The sequence below is a fragment of the Sphingomonas liriopis genome, from assembly GCF_024211255.1.
GTDB classification, from domain to species: Bacteria; Pseudomonadota; Alphaproteobacteria; order Sphingomonadales; family Sphingomonadaceae; genus Sphingomonas; species Sphingomonas liriopis.
In genome coordinates, this window is sequence record NZ_JAMLDY010000005.1 from 69,178 (window position 1) to 87,433 (window position 18,256).

The window sequence follows — 18,256 nt, forward strand, 5'->3', positions numbered from 1 at the left end:
ATCCGCAGCCTAGCGCACGCTGCCTGCATAGATGTTGCGTCCTTTCGTACGGGCGACACGCACCATACCGTCTACCGCATGTCGCCTCGCCCGATCTGCGCATAAATATGCCGGCGTTTCGCGGCTACCGCTTTGCCTCAAGGGAGTGTGCACGATGATCCGACGGGCCTTGGCGATCATGGTTCTGATGGCGATCGGCACGCCGGCCGCCGCGCGGACCTGCGCAGCCGATGCGGTGGAAAGCCGGCACAGCGCCGACATCGCCGGCAAACGCCTCGCCTATGTCGCCTGTGTCGGCGCGATCCCCGTGCGTGTCGGCGCCGCCGAGGCGCGGATCGTCTACACCGCCTATCTCGTCCCCGGCCGCCCGCACCGGCCATTGAGCTTCGTGTGGAACGGCGGGCCCGGCGCCGATTCGCGCACGCTCCACTTCCACGCGATCGGCCCGCGCGTCATCCGCGGGAGTGCGCTCGCCGACAATCCCGCCAGCCCGCTCCGCACCACCGACCTCGTCTTCGTCGATCCGGTCGGCACCGGCTTCAGCCGCGCCGCGACGCCTGCACAAGCCACCGCCTTCTACGGCACCGTCGCCGACATCGCCGCCACCGCCGCCTTCGTCCGCGACTTCCGCATCCGCTATCGCCGCACCGCCAGCCCGCTCGCGCTCGTGGGCGAGAGCTTCGGGACCTGGCGCGCTTCGGGCGTCGCCGAGGCGCTGGTCGACCAGCGCATCCCCGTCGCCGGCGTCGCGCTGATCTCCGGCGGCATCCCCTTGGGCGAGGAGCAGCATGGCGAACGCCGCCGCGCGCTGTCGCTGGTCAACCGCGCCGCCACCGCCTTCGCACTCGGCAAGCTGTCCCCCGAGCTGCAACGCGACGAGGCCGCCACGCTGGCCGAGGTGCAGCGCTGGGCTGACGCCACCTACGCCCCCGCGCTCGCAAACCCAGATGCGCTCGACGCGACCCGGCGCGCCGCGATCGTCGCGGCCCTCGCCCGCTACCAGGGCCTCGACCCCGACACGATCGATCCGAAGACGCTCTGGGTCTCGCCCCGCGACTTCCGCACCCGCCTGCTCGGGCGGGAGGGCAAGACGCTCGGCATCTTCGATATGCGCCAGTCGACCAAATCCGACACCGCCGGCGAGGACGCGGTCGCCCTCGCTTATTATCGTACCGACCTCGGCTACACCGCCGACCGATATGCCGGCATCGACGCCCCCGCCGCGGACGTCGGCGGCCAGTGGCGCTACGACCAGTCGCCGGTGACGAAGGCCTCGCTCGCCCGGGCGATGGCCGGCGAAGGCCCGCCCAGCGCCTCGCAGCCGTGGATCCAGCGCGCGATGGCGAAGGACCCACATTTGCGCGTCTGGGTCGCGACCGGCCTGTACGATTCGCTCAACAGCTGTGCCGGCAATGCCGCGACCGTCGCGGCCTTACCCGCCGACCTGCCGCGCCGCTTCACGCTGCGCTGCTACGCCGGTGGCCACATGATGTATGAGGACCCGCGCGAAACCGATCGCTTCGGCAACGAACTCGCTGCCTTCCTTGACGACGGCGCATAAATTTTGCGCGGCGGCGCGACTGGCCCGCCTTTTTGAACCTCGCCTACCCCGTCTTGCCCGATCAACGCCGAAATTTGCCCTGCCACCCACGCTATCCTGTGTGGCAGGCAGCGATCGCAGACGGCAGCAAGCCGCACCGATCGCCAACGCGACGAGAAGGGGGCTTCATGCAGCACGCACATGACGGAACGATCCGGGGACTGATGGCATCGACGGCGGTCCTCGCCGCGCTGATCGCGACGCCGGCGCTCGCCCAGCAGGCGCCCGCGCCCACCGCGGCCGACCAGTCGATCGCCACCAGCGCCGATGCCACGCCCGACACCGACGAGACGATCGTCGTCACCGGATCGCGCATCCGCCGCGCCGGCCTCGACAATGCCGCCCCGGTCGCGGAGATCACCACCCAGTCGATCACCGACCGCGGCTTCATCACCGCCGCCGACGCGCTCAACAACCTGCCGTCGAACGCGCCCGTCCTCAACCAGGCGGACGGCAGCGGCAACACCAGCGGCCCCGGCTATCAGGCGCCCAACCTGTTCAACCTCGGGCCCGGCCGCACGCTGACGCTGTTCAACGGCCGCCGCATGGTCACCAGCGGATCGGGCATCGGGTCGGCGGACGGCGCCGGCGACGCCTTCGTCGATGCCAATATCATACCGCTGGGTCTGCTCGACCGGGTCGAGGTCTATCAGGGCGGCGGCGCCGCGGTCTACGGCTCGGACGCGATCGCCGGCGTCGTCAATTACATCGTCAAGAAGGACTTCTCCGGCCTCGTCCTCGACGCGCAGGCGGGTGTCTCCGATCGCGGCGATTACGGGACGCAGAGCCTGCGCGGCACCGCCGGCGTCAACTTCGGCGGCGGGCGCGGCAACGTCGCGATCGACCTCGGCTATTCGCGGTCGCCGGCGCTGATGTTCTCCGCCCGTCCGCTCTCCAACCTCGGGCGGCTGACCGTCAGCAACGCCGCCGACACCGGCCCGACGGACGGCATCCCGGCGGTCAAGGAGATCTTCGACGCCGCCTTCTGGCCGTTCAACAGCAACGGCGTGATCTTCACCCGACCGGCGCCGGTCCCCCAGTTCCTCGCACGCAGCGCCGGCAACGCGCTGCAATTCGCGCCCGACGGCAGCGTCGTCACCTACAATACCGGCGCGATTCAGGGCATTCCCTTCGCGTCGGGCGGCGACGGCTTCAAATATCAGGCGCTCGCGGGCTTACGCACCGGCGTCGAACGCTACACCGCCAACCTCGTCGGCCATTACGACCTGACCGACCATGTCACCGTGTCGACCGAATTGCTCTACGCCCGCACGACGGGCACCGAGATTCCGCAGGGCAACAGCTACACCACGCTCAACGCCGGCGCGTACAACGGCCCGATCGCCTTCACGACCGCCAATCCCTATCTCTCGACGCAGGCGCGCACGCTGCTCGGCGGCGCCAATCCGGCCTTTGCCGGCGGCGCGCCTTTGTATCTGTCGAAATACTTCTACGACCTGACGCCGTCCAACGACCAGACCACCCGCACCGACACCTATCGCGCGGCGCTGGCGCTGGAGGGCGATTTCGACGTCGGCACGCGCAACTTCTACTGGTCGCTCGCCGGCAGCTATGCCCGGGTCGAGGGCGCGCAGCGCAGCTGGCAGGTGGTCAACAGCCGCTTCCAGAATGCGATCAACGCGGTGTCGAGCGGCGGGCAGATCGTCTGCGCGATCAACGCCGATGCCAATCCCAACAACAATGACGCCGCCTGCGCGCCGATCAACCCGTTCGGCGACGGCAACGTCGGCGCCGCCGCGCGCAACTACGTCAGCACCCGCGCCGGGATCGACTGGACCAACGAACAGGCGGACCTGCTCGCCACGCTGGGCGGCACGCTCGCCAAACTGCCGATGGGCAATGCCGATTTCAGCGTCGCCTACGAACATCGCGACGAACGCGCGCGCTTCGACCCGCTCGACGCCAACCGCGCCGGCAGCTTCGGCACCGGCGTCCGCCAGGTGTCCCAATCTGGTGGCTACAACACCGACGAGCTGTCGGCCGAGCTGATCGTCCCGCTGATCGGCAAGGATTTCCAGCTGCCGCTGGTCCGCCTGCTCGAGGCCAAGGGCGCATTCCGCTACGTCGACAACAGCTATGCCGGGCACCAGAACGTCTGGGACCTCGGCCTGCGCTGGGAGGTGCTGGCCGGCGTGACGCTGCGCGGATCGCGCAGCCGCAACTTCCGCGCGCCGACGCTGACGCAATTGCTCGCGCCCTCGTCGAGCGGCCTCAATTCGACCGGTTTCGATCCCTGCGATGCCGACCGGATCGCCAGCGGCCCCAACCCCGCCCAGCGCCGCGCCAGCTGTCTCGCGCTGTTCACCGCCAATCCGGGCTATGGCGTCGACGCCGACGGCACCGGCGCGGGGCTGAGCGCCGCCGCCCGCCTCGCCCGTTTCCAGGACCCGTCGGAGAATTTCGCCCGCGCCACGGTGACCACCGGCGGCAACGCCGCCCTGCGCAACGAAATCTCGAACACCTGGACCTATGGTATCCTGCTCCAGCCGCGCATCGTTCCCGGTCTGACGATCAGCGCCGACCGGATCGAGATCGACCTGAAGGACGGGCTGTCCGCCTTCACGACGCAGGACTTCACCGCCGCCTGCTATGACGATCCCAACCCGGCGGCGGGCGTGTGCGGCGCCTTCACCCGCCTCGCCACCAGCGACGGGCTTAGCCCCGGCGGCACGATCGCGACCGGCACCACCACCACCTTCAACGCCGGCGTGATCCGCTATCGCGGCGAAAACTACATGGTCGATTACCAGTTCGCGCTGGGCGACCTGTTGCGTACGGGCGATCTCGGCCGGCTGCAGCTGACCGCGTCGGCGACGCACAACACGCTGCTCACCACCTCGGTCACCGGCACCACCTTCGTCCGCACCAACGGCACCTATCTGTCGCCGACCTGGGTCGGGCGGTTCAACGCCGCCTACAGCAAGGGGCCGCTGCGCCTCACCTACCAGCTGCAATATCGCGACCGCACCGCGGCGGGGCCGAACGTGTCGATCGAGACGACGCCCAACCCCGTCCTCGCGCGCAACATCGTCCACGACGTCTCGGCGCAGGTCGACCTCGGCAGCATCGCGCTGCGCTTCGGCGTCGACAATCTGACCGACAAGGACCCGTCCTATCCGCAAATCGCCTATGGCGACATCCTGGGCCGGCGCTTCTACGCCGGCGCGCGGATCAAGTTGCGGTGACACGATCGCCCGGCCTGTGCCGCGAACCGGTGGTCATGCCGACCGGGGCGTCGGGCGTCGCCGAATCCTATTCGCACTGGGTCCGCCGGGTGATCCGCGCCGTCCGTTCCGAACGCGCGCTGCTGGTCGGCCTGTTCGACAGTTCGGTGCCCGAACCCGTCGACCACCTCCGCCGTATCGTCGCGGAGGGGTTCGGCGAGACGATCACCTCGCGCTACACCAGCGCCTTCACCAGCGGCAATCCGTACGTCGTCGCGCAGCTCGCGCGCCATTATGCGGTGCCGGCGGAGCGGATCGTCTGCACCACCGGCGCGACCGGCGCGCTGTCGCTGATCTATCGCGCGCTGCTCGAACCCGGCGACCGCGTGCTGGTCGAGAACCCCGGGTTCGACCTGTTCCACAAGATCGCCGAGACGCATGGCTATGGCGTCGATCGCTTTGAGCGGCATGGGCCCGATTTCACGATCGACATCGACGCGCTCGCCGCGGCGATCACCCCGCGTACGCGGCTGATCGTCCTGTCCAACCTGCACAATCCATCGGGCATGGCGCTGTCGACCGAGACGCTCGCGGCGATCGGCGCGCTGGCGCAGGCGCGCGGCATCCACGTCATCGTCGACGAGGTGTATGGCGATTACATCGACCCCGCGCTCCGCCCGCCGCCCGCGGTGCAGCTGTCGCCCGCGCTCATCAGCATCAGCAGCCTCACCAAATCGCACGGGCTCAGCACGCTGCGCTGCGGCTGGATCGTCGCCGCGGACGCGCCGATCGCCCGCATCCGCGCGCTCGCCGAGGAGATCGACTTCGGCGTCTCCAACCTGTCGCACGCCGTCGCCGCCCTGGTCCTCGAACATCCCGAGCCGTTCGAGGAATATCGTAGCGGGATCATGCACCGCGCCCGGCCGATCATGGCGTCCTATCATAAGCATTGGCTTGAAGAGGGTCTGGTCACCGGCGCGCTGCCGCGGTTCGGCTGCATCGCCTTTCCGCGGCTGGTCGGGATCGACGATACCGTGCGCTTTTCGGAATGGCTCGCCGATCGTTGCGGCGTCGTCGTCGCACCGGGGGAATATTTCGGCGCGACCGGCCATATCCGCATCGGCTTCGCGCGCGCGCCGGCCGATGTCGATTACGGCTTGCAGGCGCTGACCGATGGCCTGATCCGCTATCGCGATCGGCATAGCGGGGGGAAGGCATAGGATGACGATGCGGGCGGTCTGGGGATTGGCGATGCTGCTCGCCGCGGCCACCGCCTCGGCGCAAAGCCCGCCGCCGGCCCCGACGGTCAAGGCGCGCAGCGAACAGACCGCCGTGATCCGTGACCAGCAGCTCGCCTATACCGCCGAGGTCGGGCTGGTCCCGGTCGCCAGCAAGCCCGGCCGGCAGGACGCGACCGCCGGTTACGTGTCGTACAGCCGCGCCGGGGCCGCAAATCGCCCGGTGCTGTTCGTCTTCAACGGCGGCCCCGGCGCCGCCTCCGCCTATCTGCAGATGGGCGCGCTGGGCCCGTTCCGTGCGCGGGTGCCGCAGGACCCGACCGCCCCCCTGCCCGCCGCCGCGGACGTCGCCGCCAACCCCGACACGCTGCTCGACGTCGCCGATCTCGTCTTCCTCGACCCGCCCGGCACCGGCTTCTCCGCACTCGGTACCGATGCCGACACCGCCTTCTACCGCTCGGTAAAGGGCGATGCCGACGCGGTCGCGCAACTCGCCCGCGGCTGGCTCGCCGCGCATGGCCGCGCCGGCGCGCCGCTCTACATCCTCGGCGAAAGCTACGGCACGATCCGCGCCGCCGCGATGGTAGATGCGTTGCGCGAACAGGATTCGGCGCTGCGCCTGCGCGGCGTGCTGCTGCTCGGCCAGGCACTCAACATGATCGAGACGTCGCAGCGCCCCGACAATGTCGTCACCTATCCGGTATCGCTGCCGACGCTCGCCGCCATCGCCTGCTATCACCACGTCCGCCCCGCCCCCTGCACGCCCGAAGGCAGCGCACGCGAGGCATCGGCCTATGCCGAACCCTATCTGACCGCGCTGTTCCGCGGCCGCGCGCTCGACGCCGCTGGACGCGCATCGGTCGCGGCGAAGCTGCAGGCACTCACCGGCATCTCGCGCAGCTATTATCTCGCCCACGACCTGCGCATCTCGAAGGAACAGTTCCGCGTCGAGCTGCTGCGCGCGCAGGGCAAGGTGCTCGGCCGCTACGACGCGCGCTACACCGCGCCGCGCCCCGCCGATGCCGGGGAAACCGTCGGCCCCGACGCGTTTTCGGCCGTATCCGATCTCTACGGCAAGGCGGTGATCGGTCAGCTCGCCCGGATCGGCGTCGCCGACGCGGCAGCCTATAAAGTGATCGTCCGCGGCGGCGACGATTGGCGCTATGGGTCGGGGGATTCGCCGTTCAACGACTGGCCGTTCATGGCGCGGCTCGAACGCGCGATGACGGCGACGCCCGGCCTGCGCCTGTTCGTCGGCACCGGCCTGTACGACCTCACCACCACCGTCGGCGCCGCGGACTATCTGTTCGCGCAGAGCGACCTCGCGCCCGATCGCTACCGCAACCGCCGCTACCCCGCGGGCCATGTCGCCTATTCGGACGATACCAGCTGGCGCATGCTGATCGCCGACCTGCGCGCGTTCCTCACGACCGGAGCCGGCCGTTGACGGAGGCGAAGCTCGCCCGGGGAATCGACCTGTGGGGCGTCGTCGCGCTCGGCCTCGGCACTGCGGTCGGCGTGTCGATCTTCTCGGCGATCGCGCCCGCCGCCCGGATCGCGGGCCCGGCGATGCTGCTGTCGGCATTGCTCGCCGCCCTGCCGATGTATTTGATCGCGGTCAGCTACGCCTTCCTCGGCTCCGCCTGTCCGGTGTCCGGCGCGTCCTTCGTCTGGCCCGCGCGCTTCCTCCATCCCGCCTGGGGCTTCTACGTCGGATGGATCCGCATCGTCGCCAACGTCGGCGCGATCGTCGTGCTCGCGCTGGTGCTCGTCAAATATGCCGCGATGCTGGTGCCGCTGCCGACCAGGCCGACGATGCTCGCCGTGCTACTGCTCGCGCTCGTCGCCAATCTGTTCGGCGTCCGTATCGCGACGCGCGTGCAGAAGATCCTGCTCGTCGGCATGCTGCTGCTGTTCGCGATCTTCATCGTCTGGGGCGGCGCGACCGCGGTCGATACCGCGCGGCTGCAACCGCTGTTCCCGCACGGCCTCCACGGCATGGTCGCCGCGACGCCGCTGCTCATCGGCCTGTTCTTCGGGATCGAGGCGGCGACCGAGGCGGGCGCGGAAGTGACCGACAGCCGCCGGACCATCCCGCTCGGCATCGCGCTGTCGATCGGGTCGGCGACGTTGCTCTATCTCGCGGTCGGCTTCGTCGCCTTGGGCGTGCTCGGCGGCGATGCGCTGGGCGCCAGCGAGGCGCCGATCCTCGATGCGGCGAAGCGCTTCATGGGTCCCGTCGCCACGCCGCTGATCGTGCTCGCCGCGGTGTTGTCGATCGGCAAGTCGCTCAACGCGCTGTTCGCGATGTTCAGCCGCAGCCTCTACGCGATGGGCCAGTCCGGCATGCTGCCGCGCGCGCTCGGCAGGGTCCATCCGCGCTGGCAGACGCCGCATGTCGCGCTGGTCGCGGTCTTCCTGCTCGGCTGCGTCGGCCTGCTGCTGCCGATGGAGCTGACCTTCCTGTTCCTCGCGGTGAACATCCCCAATTTGCTCAAATACGGCAGCATCTGCCTCGCCGCCGCGCGCGTCGTCGAACGCCACCCCGATTTGTACGCCGCGGCCGCATTCAAGTTCGGCCGGCGGACGATGCGCGTTTTGAGCTATGCGGGCGCGGCCTGTGCCATCGCCCTGATCTTCGTCGGAATGGAGGCGGACTGGCGGCCGTACGTGCTGCTGCTCGGCTGGACGGCCTGCGGTTTCGTCTATCTCCGGACGCGCAAACGCTACAGCCGGTCCGGTCGCATATCGGTCGAGTAAGTGCGGCCGACCTAGCGGTGGGCGGCGGGCGCCGACCGTCAGGCAACTGCCACGTCTGCCAGCGGTGGACCGGTAGCGCGTTCAGCGTACAGGCGCTGGTGGCGGAGGACCGGCTGTCCGTCACCGGATCCGTCGTCGTCCAGGAGATCACGACCGAGGACCGCACCTCGACCCAGCGGTTTTGCGGTACCTGCCATGCGCGCCTCTACAACACCAACACGCGGCGACCGGGCATCGCGGTGGTGCGCGCCGGCACGCTCGACCGGTCGGAGGAACTCGACTGCGTCGCGCACATCTTCACCGCCTATCGCCAGCGCTGGGTCGTCATCCCCGCGGATGTGCCGCGCTGGCCGGAGGCACCGCCGCCGGCGGATTTCATGCGGGCGCTGACGGCCTGACGCGCGACGACTATACGGTGCCCGTGCTTCGGGTACAGAAGGCACCATGACGCGACTTGCCCGAGCGAACAACGTAGCCGACCTGCGCCTGATGGCCCGCCGCCGGCTGCCGCGGCCGATCTTCGACTATATCGACGGCGGGGCGGACGACGAGGTGTCGCTCCGCCGCAACGCCGCCGCGTTCGCCGACTACGAACTGGTCCCCGACGTCCTCAACGACGTGTCGGCCATCCGGACGGAAACCCGGATCTTCGGGCAGCCGTCGCGCTGGCCGCTGATGCTGTCGCCGACCGGCCTCACCCGCATGTTCCATGGGGAAGCCGAACTCGCCGTCGCCCGCGCGGCGGCGCGGCACGGGCTGCTCTACAGCCTCTCGACGATGGGCACGACGCGGCTGGAGGATCTCGCGCAGGCGTTCGCCGGCCCCAAGGTCTTCCAGGTCTACATCTTCAAGGACCGCGGCCTCACCGCCGAATTCGTGGCGCGCTGTCGCGAGGCGGGCTTCCACGGCCTCGCGCTGACCGTCGACACGCCGGTCGCGGGCAACCGCGAACGCGACCGGGTCAGCGGCCTATCGCTGCCGCCGAAGCTGACGCTGCGTTCGCTGCTCAGCTTCGCGCTCCACCCCGCCTGGTCGCTGCCCGCGCTGACCGGGTCCAAGTTCGACCTCGCCAACGTCAGCCACAAGGTCGATGCGCTGGCATCGGGGCCGATGAGCCTGTTCGACTATATCGGCGGGCAGTTCGATCGCTCGGTCGGCTGGCGCGACGTCGAATGGCTGGCGCGCGAATGGAACGGCCCGCTCGCGATCAAGGGCGTGATGACGCCCGAGGACGCGCGCCGCGCGATCGCTTGCGGCGCGACCGGCGTCATGGTCTCCAACCACGGCGGCCGCCAGCTCGACGGCGCCCCCGCCCCGATCGACCAGATCGCGGCGGTGCGCGACGCGGTCGGCGATGCGCCCGACCTGATCTGCGACGGCGGCATCAGGCGCGGATCGGACGTCGTGAAAGCGCTGGCCCTCGGAGCGACCGCCTGCTCGATCGGGCGTCCGTACCTGTATGGCCTCGCAGCAGGCGGCGAGCCGGGCGTCGATCGCCTCCTGACGCTGCTGCACGAGGAGTTCGAACGCACGCTGACCCTCGCCGGGATCAACGACGTCGCCGCCTTGTCGCGCCGCCACGTCCGCCGTCGGCCAAGCGGGACGGGATTGGGCTGACCAGGTCCATGGCAAGCCCAAGGGGGTGCTGCACACCACCGGCGACTATGCGGTGCACGACCAGATTCCCCACCGCGTCGGGCGTAGACGCTCAGACGAGCTATACGCTTATGGTCCGCGCTCGCCGGGTTCCTGATCCGGCATCACACGCGCGACCGACCAGTCGAGCCGCAGGCGCCCCCCGGCCGACCCGGGTTCGGCACGGCCGCCACGCGTGACGATCCCCTGAGCGACCGCGGTGCGTTGACGCAGGCTGCCGCCGCGAACCACGATCGACCGGGCCAGCCGCGCGGACGCCCAGCTTGCCGCCGATAGCGCTTCGTCGTCGATGACGCCGGCGGTGATGGGGATGGCGGGCAGGGCGATGTCGCCGGGCGGCGTGAGCAGGACGTGCCAGTCGTCGACCGCGGCATCCGCACGCTGCTCGAGATCGCGATAGCCGGCGATGCCGAGGCCGGTCAGCGGCGCCGCAGCGGCGCGGATCGTCCGGTCAGAGGGGTCCGCACGCACCGCTGCGACGGGCACGCCGGCGATCAGCGCGACGTCCGCGACTGCACGATCGCGTTCGCGTGCGGCACGCAACGCATCGCCATTGCCCGCGCGTGCGATCTGCGCCGCCTCGACCGCGCCGGTTTCGGGCGAGATGCGCACCTGATCGACATGGACGTCGACCGGCCGTGCGAGCCGCCGGCGCAGGTCCGCGGCGAGCTTGCGATCCGCCCCCGGTTCGATCCGCGGCGTCAGCATCACCGCGCGCACGCGCACCGGATCGGCGCCATGATCGATCTCGACCTGGCTCAGCCGCGCCCCGGCGGGGAAATCGTCGCCCAGCGCATCGCGCACCTGGCGCTGCGCGACCGCCTCGAACGCGATCCTGCGCAGGCCGGCGCCGAGCGGAATCGACAGCAGCCCGATCGCCACCGCGAACAGGACGAGCTGCCAGCCGGTGTGTCGCGGCGACAGATGGCTGCCGAAACCATAGCAGCGCGCCACCAGCGCCGCGGTCAGCGCGATGGTGATCGCATTGGTCAGGAACAGCAGCAGCGCGCCCGAGAAGACCACCCAGTTCGCCGTCGCGATGCCGAAGCCGACCACCACCAGCGGCGGCATCAGCGCGATCGCGATCGCCACCCCGACGACCGTGCCGCCACGCCCGCGGATCAGCGCATAGCCGCCGGCGATGGCCGAGAGCAACGCGACGAGCAGATCGAACAGCGTCGGCTGCGTGCGTCCGGCGATCTCGCTGGTGATCGTCTGCACCGGAGAGAGCAGGATCAGCACGACGGACAGCGCCACCGCGATCGTCGCGCCCAGGACCAGCGCCGTCGCCGCGCGGCGGATCTCGGGAAAGTCGAGCGTGGCGATGCCGAACCCCAGACCGATGATCGGCATCATCAGCGGCGACAGCAGCATCGCGCCGATCAGCACCGCCACCGACGGCATCAGCAGACCGAGCAGCGAGATCGCCGCAGAGATGACGATCAGGAAGGCATAGCGGCCCGACCAGCCCGATTCCTCGGCGATCTGCCGTCGGACGCCGTCATGGTCGACGCCTTCGGTCGCGCGGGCGAGCCACGACCGTGGCAAAGCGAACATCTGTGCAGGGTTCAGGTGGATCGAATCGTCTCCGTCATCGTGAAGGTCTTCGACAGGCCGTGGTACAGTTTGTCGCGGCACACCCATTGGCTGGCGGCATCGGCGATGAACGCCGTGGCGAACATCGGCAGCATCAGGCCGCGGCTCGCGGTCGTCTCCGACAGGATGATGACCGCGGTCAGCGGCGCGCGGACTACGCCGGCGAAATAGCCGACCATGCCCAGGATCACGATCGCGCTGGCCGGCTCGCCGGGGAAGATCTCGCGCAGCAGATTGCCGACCCCCGCCCCCACCGCGAGCGACGGCGCGAAGATGCCCCCCGGCAGGCCGGCGATCGCGGTCGCGGCGGTGGCGATCATCTTGGCGGGACCGAACCACAGGGGCGCGTCGACCCCGACGATCATCGCGCGCGCCGATGCATAGCCGGTTCCCCAGGTCAGCCCGGTGGCGACGCCGAGCACCGCGACGACGCTGCCGCACAGGCCGGCGAACGCCACCGGATGCGCGCGCGACCAGTCGGTCAGCCGGTTGCGGCCGATCGCCATCGCCAGCAGCGTTCGCGAGAACACCCCGCCGGTCATGCCGCCGGCAATCCCCGCCACCGGCGCCACCAGCAACGCCGACAGCAGCGTCATGTGAGCGCCGATCGCGCCGAAATAGATGTAATCGCCCTGTACCGACTGCGCGACCATGCCGGCGACGACGATCGCGGCGAGGACGAGCAGCGTCACCCGCTGCTCGTAGGCAGACGCCAGCTCCTCGATCGCGAACATCAATCCGGCGAGTGGCGTGTTGAACGCAGCGGCCACGCCGGCCGCGCCGCCGGCGATCACCACTCCGCCACGCAACGGCACGCGCAGCAGGCGGTGCGTGAAGCCCATCACCGCAGCCGCGATCTGAACGGTCGGCCCCTCGCGGCCGACCGACGCGCCGCCCAGCACCGCGCCGATGGTCAGCACCGCCTTGGCAGCGACCGTCCGGATCGAGATCAGCGTGCGGGTCGCCGCGTTCGGATCGGCCTGCGCCGCGATCACCTGCGGAATCCCCGACCCGCGTGCGAGCGGAGCGTAGCGGCGCGTCATCCACACCAGCCCCATGAAGGTCAGCGGCGTCGTGACGAGCGGCAGCCAGTGCCCGTTCCGCGCGAAACGGCCGAACGTCGCGCTGGCCAGATCGGCTGCTTCGGCAAAGAGCGTGGCGACGATCCCAACCAGCACCGCACCGACGATGATGGCCATGCGCGTGCGAAATTGCGTCGATCGCGGCCCCCGCGCGCGAAGCAACGCCCTGTAGCGCGACGGCGTCCAGCGCTTGGCCGGTACAAGGCGGTCGAATATGCCGGCCATTTTCCCTCTTTAAGGCGAACGATCGGCAAGGCCAGCCCGATCCATCGACGCGAGGGTAGCGGTCTGCGCCATCGCGCGCCTCCGGAGCGACCGATCGGCGCTCCTGTGCCTGGACCGGAGCCGCCGACGCCATCGCGGCCGTCGTCGCACCCTTCATCGTGTCGTCTCCTGGTGCGTTGGCGTCGTCGCTGGTCACGGCTGCCTCACGGTGTCCGTTATTTGGCGGTCGCAGCGTCGCGGTGGTCGAGGAAGCGGCTGATCGCAAAGATCGGCCCGCTCGATCGATCCGGTCAGCCGGCGGATATGGCATGCGCCTGTGAGCAGCTGTCATGGAACCACATCTGCCCACCTGCCACGTTGGTTTGACGGAGCCGCCGCACGCTATGTCACGAACGCACAGGCGGTGCCGATCGCGCGGTCGGCACCGTCACCGAACCCCTTGCGAAGAATTAATTGTACGATTAAGTAATGCGCAGGCCTTGCCATGAGGACGAGCAAGAATGCAGCCGATCCTGACCCTGTTCTACCCTGCCACGACGCGCGACTTCGACGTCACCTATTACGCCGGGCAGCATCTTCCGCTGGTCGACCGGATATGGGGATCGTTCCTCGACCGAGTGGAGGTGCTGAAGGGGGTCACGTCGCTGGTGCCGGGCGCCGCTCTGCCGTTCGCCGCACTCACCGTGCTGTACTTCAAATCCGATGCAGACCTGCAAGAAGCCCTGGCCCACCCCGACGCGGTGCTGCTTCAGCAGGACATCGCCCGCTTTTCCGACGTCTCGCCGATCGGACAGGTCAACGTCGCCGTGACGGCCTGATCGGATGGCCGGCCCCCTGACAGGCTTGCGGATCGTCGAATTCGCCGGGATCGGCCCCGCCCCCTTCGCCGCTATGATGCTGGCCGACCACGGTGCGGAGGTCATCCGCATCGAACGGCCCGAAGACCTGACCGAACAGGCGATCGCCATCCGCCGGCGCGACGTCACGTTGCGCTCGCGCACCTTCGTCGCGGCGGACCTCAAGACGGAGGCGGGACGCGACCGCGTCCAAGAGCTGATCGCCGATGCGGACGGCGTGATCGAAGGATTCCGGCCCGGCGTGATGGAGCGGCTGGGGCTCGGCCCGGCGGAGCTGCTCGCCCGCAATCCGCGGCTCGTCTATGGCCGGATGACCGGCTGGGGGCAGACCGGCCCCTATGCGCAGGCCGCCGGCCACGACATCAACTATATCGCGCTCAGCGGCGCACTCCACGCCTTCGGGCGCGCGGGCGAGAAGCCGACGCCGCCGATCAACATGGTCGGCGATTTCGGCGGCGGTGCGATGATGCTCGCCTTCGGCATGGTCAGCGCGCTCTACCACGCCCGCGCGACCGGCGAGGGGCAGGTGATCGACTGCGCGATGACCGATGGCAGCGCGCTGTTGATGAGCGCGATCTGGAGCATGATGGCGGTCGGCATGTGGCGCGACGAACGCGGCGTCAACCTGCTCGATACCGGCGCGCATTTCTACGACACCTACGAGACCGCCGACGGCGGGTTCATCGCGCTGGGATCGATCGAACCGAAATTCTACGCGCTCCTGCGCGCCGCCGCGGGACTGACCGGCGAGGAATGGGACGACCATTTCGACGCCACGCGCTGGGCGGCGTTGAAGCCCCGGCTCGCGGCGATCATCCGCACCCGGACGCGCGACGAATGGACGACGGCGATGGCGGGCACCGACATCTGCTTCGCCCCCGTCCTGTCGATGCGCGAGGCACCGCTCCACCCGCATAACGCGACGCGAGAGACGTTCGTCGAGATCGACGGCGTGATGCAGCCTGCGCCCGCACCGCGTTATTCCGCAACCCCTCTGCCGCGCCCCCGCATGTGGGACGGCGTGCCGCGCACCGGCATGGCGTTCGACGGCGCGGCCACCCCCGGCTGACCCGCCGCACACGAATCGGCATTTCAACAGGACAGGACAGCATGTCGGAAGCATGGATCATCGACGCCGCCCGCACCCCCCGCGGCATCGGCAAACCGGGCAAAGGCGCGCTGGCGGACCTGCATCCGCAGGTCCTTGCCGCCACCGTCCTCCAAGCGCTGGTCGAGCGGAACGGGATCGACAGCGCGACGATCGACGACGTCATCTGGGGCACCAGCGCACAGCGGGGGGCGCAGGGCAACGACCTTGCGCGCATGGCGCTGCTCGACGCCGGATTCGACACGCAGGTCAGCGGCGTGACGCTCGACCGGTTCTGCGGATCGGGGATCACCGCGGTCAGCCTGGCAGCGGGCATGATCGCATCGGGCTTCGAAGAGGCGATCGTCGCGGGCGGGACCGAGATGATGTCGCTGACGGCGACGATGGCGGCGCAGGAGGCGGCGCGCGGCGAACCGCCGATGATGATGGATGCCGGCAACCTGCGGCTGCGCGCGCGCCATCCGCAATCGCACCAGGGCGTCTGCGCCGACGCGATCGCGACGATCGAGGGGATCGGTCGCGAGGACGTCGATGCCCTGGCACTCGAAAGCCAGCAGCGCGCCGCCGTCGCCATCGCCGAGGGGCGGTTCGCGCGCAGCCTCGTCCCCGTCCACCATCTCGACGGTACGCTCGCGCTCGACCGGGACGAATTTCCCCGTCCGGGCACGACGGCGGAGGGGCTGGCGGCGCTGCGCCCGTCCTTTGCGGCCATCGCCGACGTCGCGGTGGACGATGCGGGTACGACCTATCGCCAGCTCATCAACGCACGCTATCCCGACCTCGATATCCAGCACATCCACCATGCCGGCAATTCGTCGGGCGTCGTCGACGGCGCCGCGGCGCTGCTGCTCGCCTCGCCCGATTATGCCCGCCGCCACGGGCTGGCGCCCCGCGCGCGCATCGTCGCCACGGCTAATGTCGGCGACTGCCCGACGCTGATGCTCAACGCCCCCGTCCCCGCCGCGCACAAGGCGCTGGCCAAGGCCGGGCTGTCGGTGGACGACATCGACCTGTGGGAGATCAACGAGGCGTTCGCGGTAGTCACCGAAAAGTTCATCCGCGACCTCCGCCTCGACCGGTCCCGCGTCAACGTCAACGGCGGTGCGATCGCGCTCGGCCATCCGATCGGCGCGACGGGCGCGATCCTGATCGGCACGATCGTCGACGAACTGGAACGCCGCGACCTCAAGCGCGGGCTGGTGACGATGTGCGCGGCAGGCGGCATGGCGCCCGCGATCATCGTCGAGCGGATGTAGCGCCCGGGAAGCGATCTGCAGCAGAAGAAGAGATGTTCGCGCGGAGGCGCGGAGGACGCAGAGGTGTTGCGCCTGCCGCAGCGGCGGCCCCGCTCATCAGGCCATAAAGATGACAGGGCTACGCCCCTCCACGCGAGACATCTCTGCGTCCTCCGCGCCTCTGCGCGAACACGCTTTCCCGTTCTTCGGCACGCTTACATGCGGACGGGAATCACACGCCCGGCACACCTGTCACGCCTCGTCGGCGAGCACGCCCTTCAGGAAGATCGTCACCACCTGATCGATATATTGCCGCTTCAGCGTATCGTCGACGACGGCGATGCCATAGCAATATTTGAGCGATACGCTCGACGAGAACAGATGATCGCACATGCCGATCACGTTGAAATAGAGTAATTTCGGGTCGATGTCGCGGAATTCGCCGATCGCCCGCCCCTCACGCACGATCACGTCGTACGCGTCGGCGATCGGTTTCAGGAAACGGTCGGCGATCCGCTGGCGTTCGTCTTCCGTGCCTTCCTGCAACAGTTTGATCATCAGCCGGCTGAGATAGGGATAATTGTAGTAGGTGTTGATGAGGCCGGCGAGATGATAGCGCAGCTTCTTCGCCGGGCGAATGTCCATGGCGAGCAGATGATCGAGTTCGGCGAGGTTGTTCTCGGTATCCCGCTCCAGCAACGCTCGCAGCAGCCCGTCCTTGCCACCGAAATAATAGCGCACCAGCGCGGCGTTGAGCCCGGCCCTGGCAGCGATGTCGCTCAGCGGCACGTCGAGGCTGTCCGCCTCGCGCATGGCGATGCTTGTTGCCTCGAGCAGCCGCGCGCGCCCCGACGCCGGCGCCTCCACGTCCTGAACGATCGCCTTCCGTCCCGCCACCCGCATTCCTTAACTGATTGATGAACCAATCTATCGTGAAAGGCGGAAAGAGCCAAGCGACGAATGACGAGGCGGATCAGGAGGACGCTGGCAGCCGCCCGCGCAGCGCGGCGACGAAACGCTCCTTCAGCAATGCGAGCGACGCGGTCGCCAGCATCTTGTTGCCGGTCAGGTCGCGGCCGATCGCCAGCCCCTGTGTCGCGGCAATCAGCAGATAGACCTCGTTGAGCAGGCCCAGCGGATCGCTCATCGCGAACTGCTCGGCGACCTGCATCACCTTGCCGCTCGCCAGGTCGCTCATCGCGCGCATCGCGCGCTGCAGCCCGTCTTCCAAGCTGGTATCCCAGCGGCTGGCGAGCTGGATTTCGGTGAAGGCGCGCGCCGGCAGATCGGTCTGCACCCGCCACAGGATGCTGGGGAAGTCCATCATCCCCTTGAGCAGATCGCTATGCCGCAGCAGCCCGCTCTCGACCGCGGCGAGCATCCGCTGCATCGCTTCCTCGGCGGTGGCGACCATCAGCATGTCGCGGGTCGGGAACTGGTGGAGCAGCGACCCGCGGCTGACGCCGGCATCGTCCAGCACGGCCTGCGTCGTGGTCGCGGCATAACCGTGCAGCGCGACCAGTTTGATCGCGCTCGACAGCAGGATGTCACGGGTCGCCTTGCCGCGCGCGCGCGTCGCAACGTTTCGCTCGCCGTTGGCGGCAACAGGGGTGGCAGGCAAATCGATCATCCCGGATGGTCGCAACGATCGCACAATGTAGGCGAGCGTGCGGGGGTGTCCATCCGGCGGGTCCGAACCGGATGACATTTGCTT

At 69.2% G+C, this 18,256-nt stretch carries 14 protein-coding genes; 10 read left to right on the plus strand and 4 right to left on the minus strand.

Annotation, left to right across the window (positions count from 1 at the left end; genetic code table 11):
• Positions 1-154 precede the first annotated feature (154 nt).
• From M9979_RS05170 to M9979_RS05200, 7 genes are all read left to right on the plus strand, one after another.
• Positions 155-1,561: a S10 family serine carboxypeptidase-like protein gene (locus M9979_RS05170; protein WP_254288274.1), complete on the plus strand. Its 1,407-nt coding sequence runs from the start codon at positions 155-157 to the stop codon at positions 1,559-1,561.
• A 203-nt stretch (positions 1,562-1,764) separates the two neighbouring features.
• Positions 1,765-4,806, plus strand: a complete 3,042-nt coding sequence (locus M9979_RS05175; RefSeq protein ID WP_254288275.1) for a TonB-dependent receptor domain-containing protein — start codon at positions 1,765-1,767, stop codon at positions 4,804-4,806.
• Positions 4,803-6,005, plus strand: coding sequence for a pyridoxal phosphate-dependent aminotransferase (locus M9979_RS05180; RefSeq protein WP_254288276.1), 1,203 nt, complete (start codon positions 4,803-4,805; stop codon positions 6,003-6,005). Before M9979_RS05175 ends, M9979_RS05180 begins: the two co-directional genes overlap by 4 nt.
• A gap of 1 nt (position 6,006) precedes the next feature.
• A complete protein-coding gene (locus M9979_RS05185) occupies positions 6,007-7,470 on the plus strand; it encodes a S10 family serine carboxypeptidase-like protein (RefSeq protein ID WP_254288277.1) in 1,464 nt (487 codons plus the stop codon).
• Positions 7,467-8,783: an APC family permease gene (locus M9979_RS05190; RefSeq protein ID WP_254288278.1), complete on the plus strand. Its 1,317-nt coding sequence runs from the start codon at positions 7,467-7,469 to the stop codon at positions 8,781-8,783. Before M9979_RS05185 ends, M9979_RS05190 begins: the two co-directional genes overlap by 4 nt.
• A 17-nt stretch (positions 8,784-8,800) precedes the next feature.
• A complete protein-coding gene (locus M9979_RS05195; RefSeq protein WP_254288279.1) occupies positions 8,801-9,181 on the plus strand; it encodes a GFA family protein in 381 nt (126 codons plus the stop codon).
• A gap of 46 nt (positions 9,182-9,227) precedes the next feature.
• Positions 9,228-10,400 carry an alpha-hydroxy acid oxidase gene (locus tag M9979_RS05200; protein WP_254288280.1) on the plus strand — a complete coding sequence of 391 codons (1,173 nt, stop codon included), beginning with the start codon at positions 9,228-9,230 and terminating at the stop codon, positions 10,398-10,400.
• A gap of 108 nt (positions 10,401-10,508) precedes the next feature.
• Here M9979_RS05200 and M9979_RS05205 read toward each other — a convergent pair whose 3' ends face one another.
• Both M9979_RS05205 and M9979_RS05210 read right to left on the minus strand, forming a co-directional pair.
• Positions 10,509-11,996, minus strand: coding sequence for a DUF389 domain-containing protein (locus M9979_RS05205; RefSeq protein WP_254288281.1), 1,488 nt, complete (start codon positions 11,994-11,996; stop codon positions 10,509-10,511).
• Between the two features lie 11 nt (positions 11,997-12,007).
• Positions 12,008-13,342 carry a chloride channel protein gene (locus M9979_RS05210; protein ID WP_254288282.1) on the minus strand — a complete coding sequence of 445 codons (1,335 nt, stop codon included), beginning with the start codon at positions 13,340-13,342 and terminating at the stop codon, positions 12,008-12,010.
• 500 nt (positions 13,343-13,842) lie between these two features.
• Here M9979_RS05210 and M9979_RS05215 point away from each other — a divergent pair, with 500 nt between their 5' ends.
• The 3 genes from M9979_RS05215 to M9979_RS05225 are packed head-to-tail and all read left to right on the plus strand — an operon-like array spanning position 13,843 to position 16,563.
• On the plus strand, positions 13,843-14,160 hold the full coding sequence (locus tag M9979_RS05215; RefSeq protein ID WP_254288283.1) for an EthD family reductase: 318 nt from the start codon (positions 13,843-13,845) through the stop codon (positions 14,158-14,160).
• Positions 14,161-14,164: 4 nt separating this feature from the next.
• Positions 14,165-15,268 (plus strand): CaiB/BaiF CoA transferase family protein, encoded by a 1,104-nt coding sequence (locus M9979_RS05220; RefSeq protein ID WP_254288284.1) that lies wholly within the window; start codon positions 14,165-14,167, stop codon positions 15,266-15,268.
• 41 nt (positions 15,269-15,309) lie between these two features.
• Entirely contained in the window at positions 15,310-16,563 is a 1,254-nt protein-coding gene (locus M9979_RS05225) for an acetyl-CoA C-acetyltransferase (RefSeq protein ID WP_254288285.1), read from the plus strand.
• 231 nt (positions 16,564-16,794) lie between these two features.
• Here the strand turns inward: M9979_RS05225 and M9979_RS05230 are convergent, their stop codons facing one another.
• Both M9979_RS05230 and M9979_RS05235 read right to left on the minus strand, forming a co-directional pair.
• On the minus strand, positions 16,795-17,439 hold the full coding sequence (locus tag M9979_RS05230) for a TetR family transcriptional regulator (protein ID WP_254288286.1): 645 nt from the start codon (positions 17,437-17,439) through the stop codon (positions 16,795-16,797).
• A 76-nt stretch (positions 17,440-17,515) separates the two neighbouring features.
• The gene (locus M9979_RS05235) at positions 17,516-18,172 is read right to left on the minus strand and encodes a TetR/AcrR family transcriptional regulator (RefSeq protein WP_254288287.1); all 657 of its coding nucleotides are present in this window, start codon (positions 18,170-18,172) and stop codon (positions 17,516-17,518) included.
• Positions 18,173-18,256 lie beyond the last annotated feature (84 nt).

Excerpts from the sequence above, each read along its gene's own strand:
- M9979_RS05170 (WP_254288274.1), top strand. The coding sequence starts at position 155 with ATGATCCGACGGGCCTTGGCGATCATGGTTCTGATGGCGATCGGCACG.
- M9979_RS05175 (WP_254288275.1), top strand. The coding sequence starts at position 1,765 with ATGGCATCGACGGCGGTCCTCGCCGCGCTGATCGCGACGCCGGCGCTC.
- M9979_RS05185 (WP_254288277.1), top strand. The coding sequence starts at position 6,007 with ATGACGATGCGGGCGGTCTGGGGATTGGCGATGCTGCTCGCCGCGGCC.
- M9979_RS05200 (WP_254288280.1), top strand. The coding sequence starts at position 9,228 with ATGACGCGACTTGCCCGAGCGAACAACGTAGCCGACCTGCGCCTGATG.
- M9979_RS05205 (WP_254288281.1), bottom strand. The coding sequence starts at position 11,996 with ATGTTCGCTTTGCCACGGTCGTGGCTCGCCCGCGCGACCGAAGGCGTC.
- M9979_RS05210 (WP_254288282.1), bottom strand. The coding sequence starts at position 13,342 with ATGGCCGGCATATTCGACCGCCTTGTACCGGCCAAGCGCTGGACGCCG.
- M9979_RS05215 (WP_254288283.1), top strand. The coding sequence starts at position 13,843 with ATGCAGCCGATCCTGACCCTGTTCTACCCTGCCACGACGCGCGACTTC.
- M9979_RS05220 (WP_254288284.1), top strand. The coding sequence starts at position 14,165 with ATGGCCGGCCCCCTGACAGGCTTGCGGATCGTCGAATTCGCCGGGATC.
- M9979_RS05225 (WP_254288285.1), top strand. The coding sequence starts at position 15,310 with ATGTCGGAAGCATGGATCATCGACGCCGCCCGCACCCCCCGCGGCATC.
- M9979_RS05235 (WP_254288287.1), bottom strand. The coding sequence starts at position 18,172 with ATGATCGATTTGCCTGCCACCCCTGTTGCCGCCAACGGCGAGCGAAAC.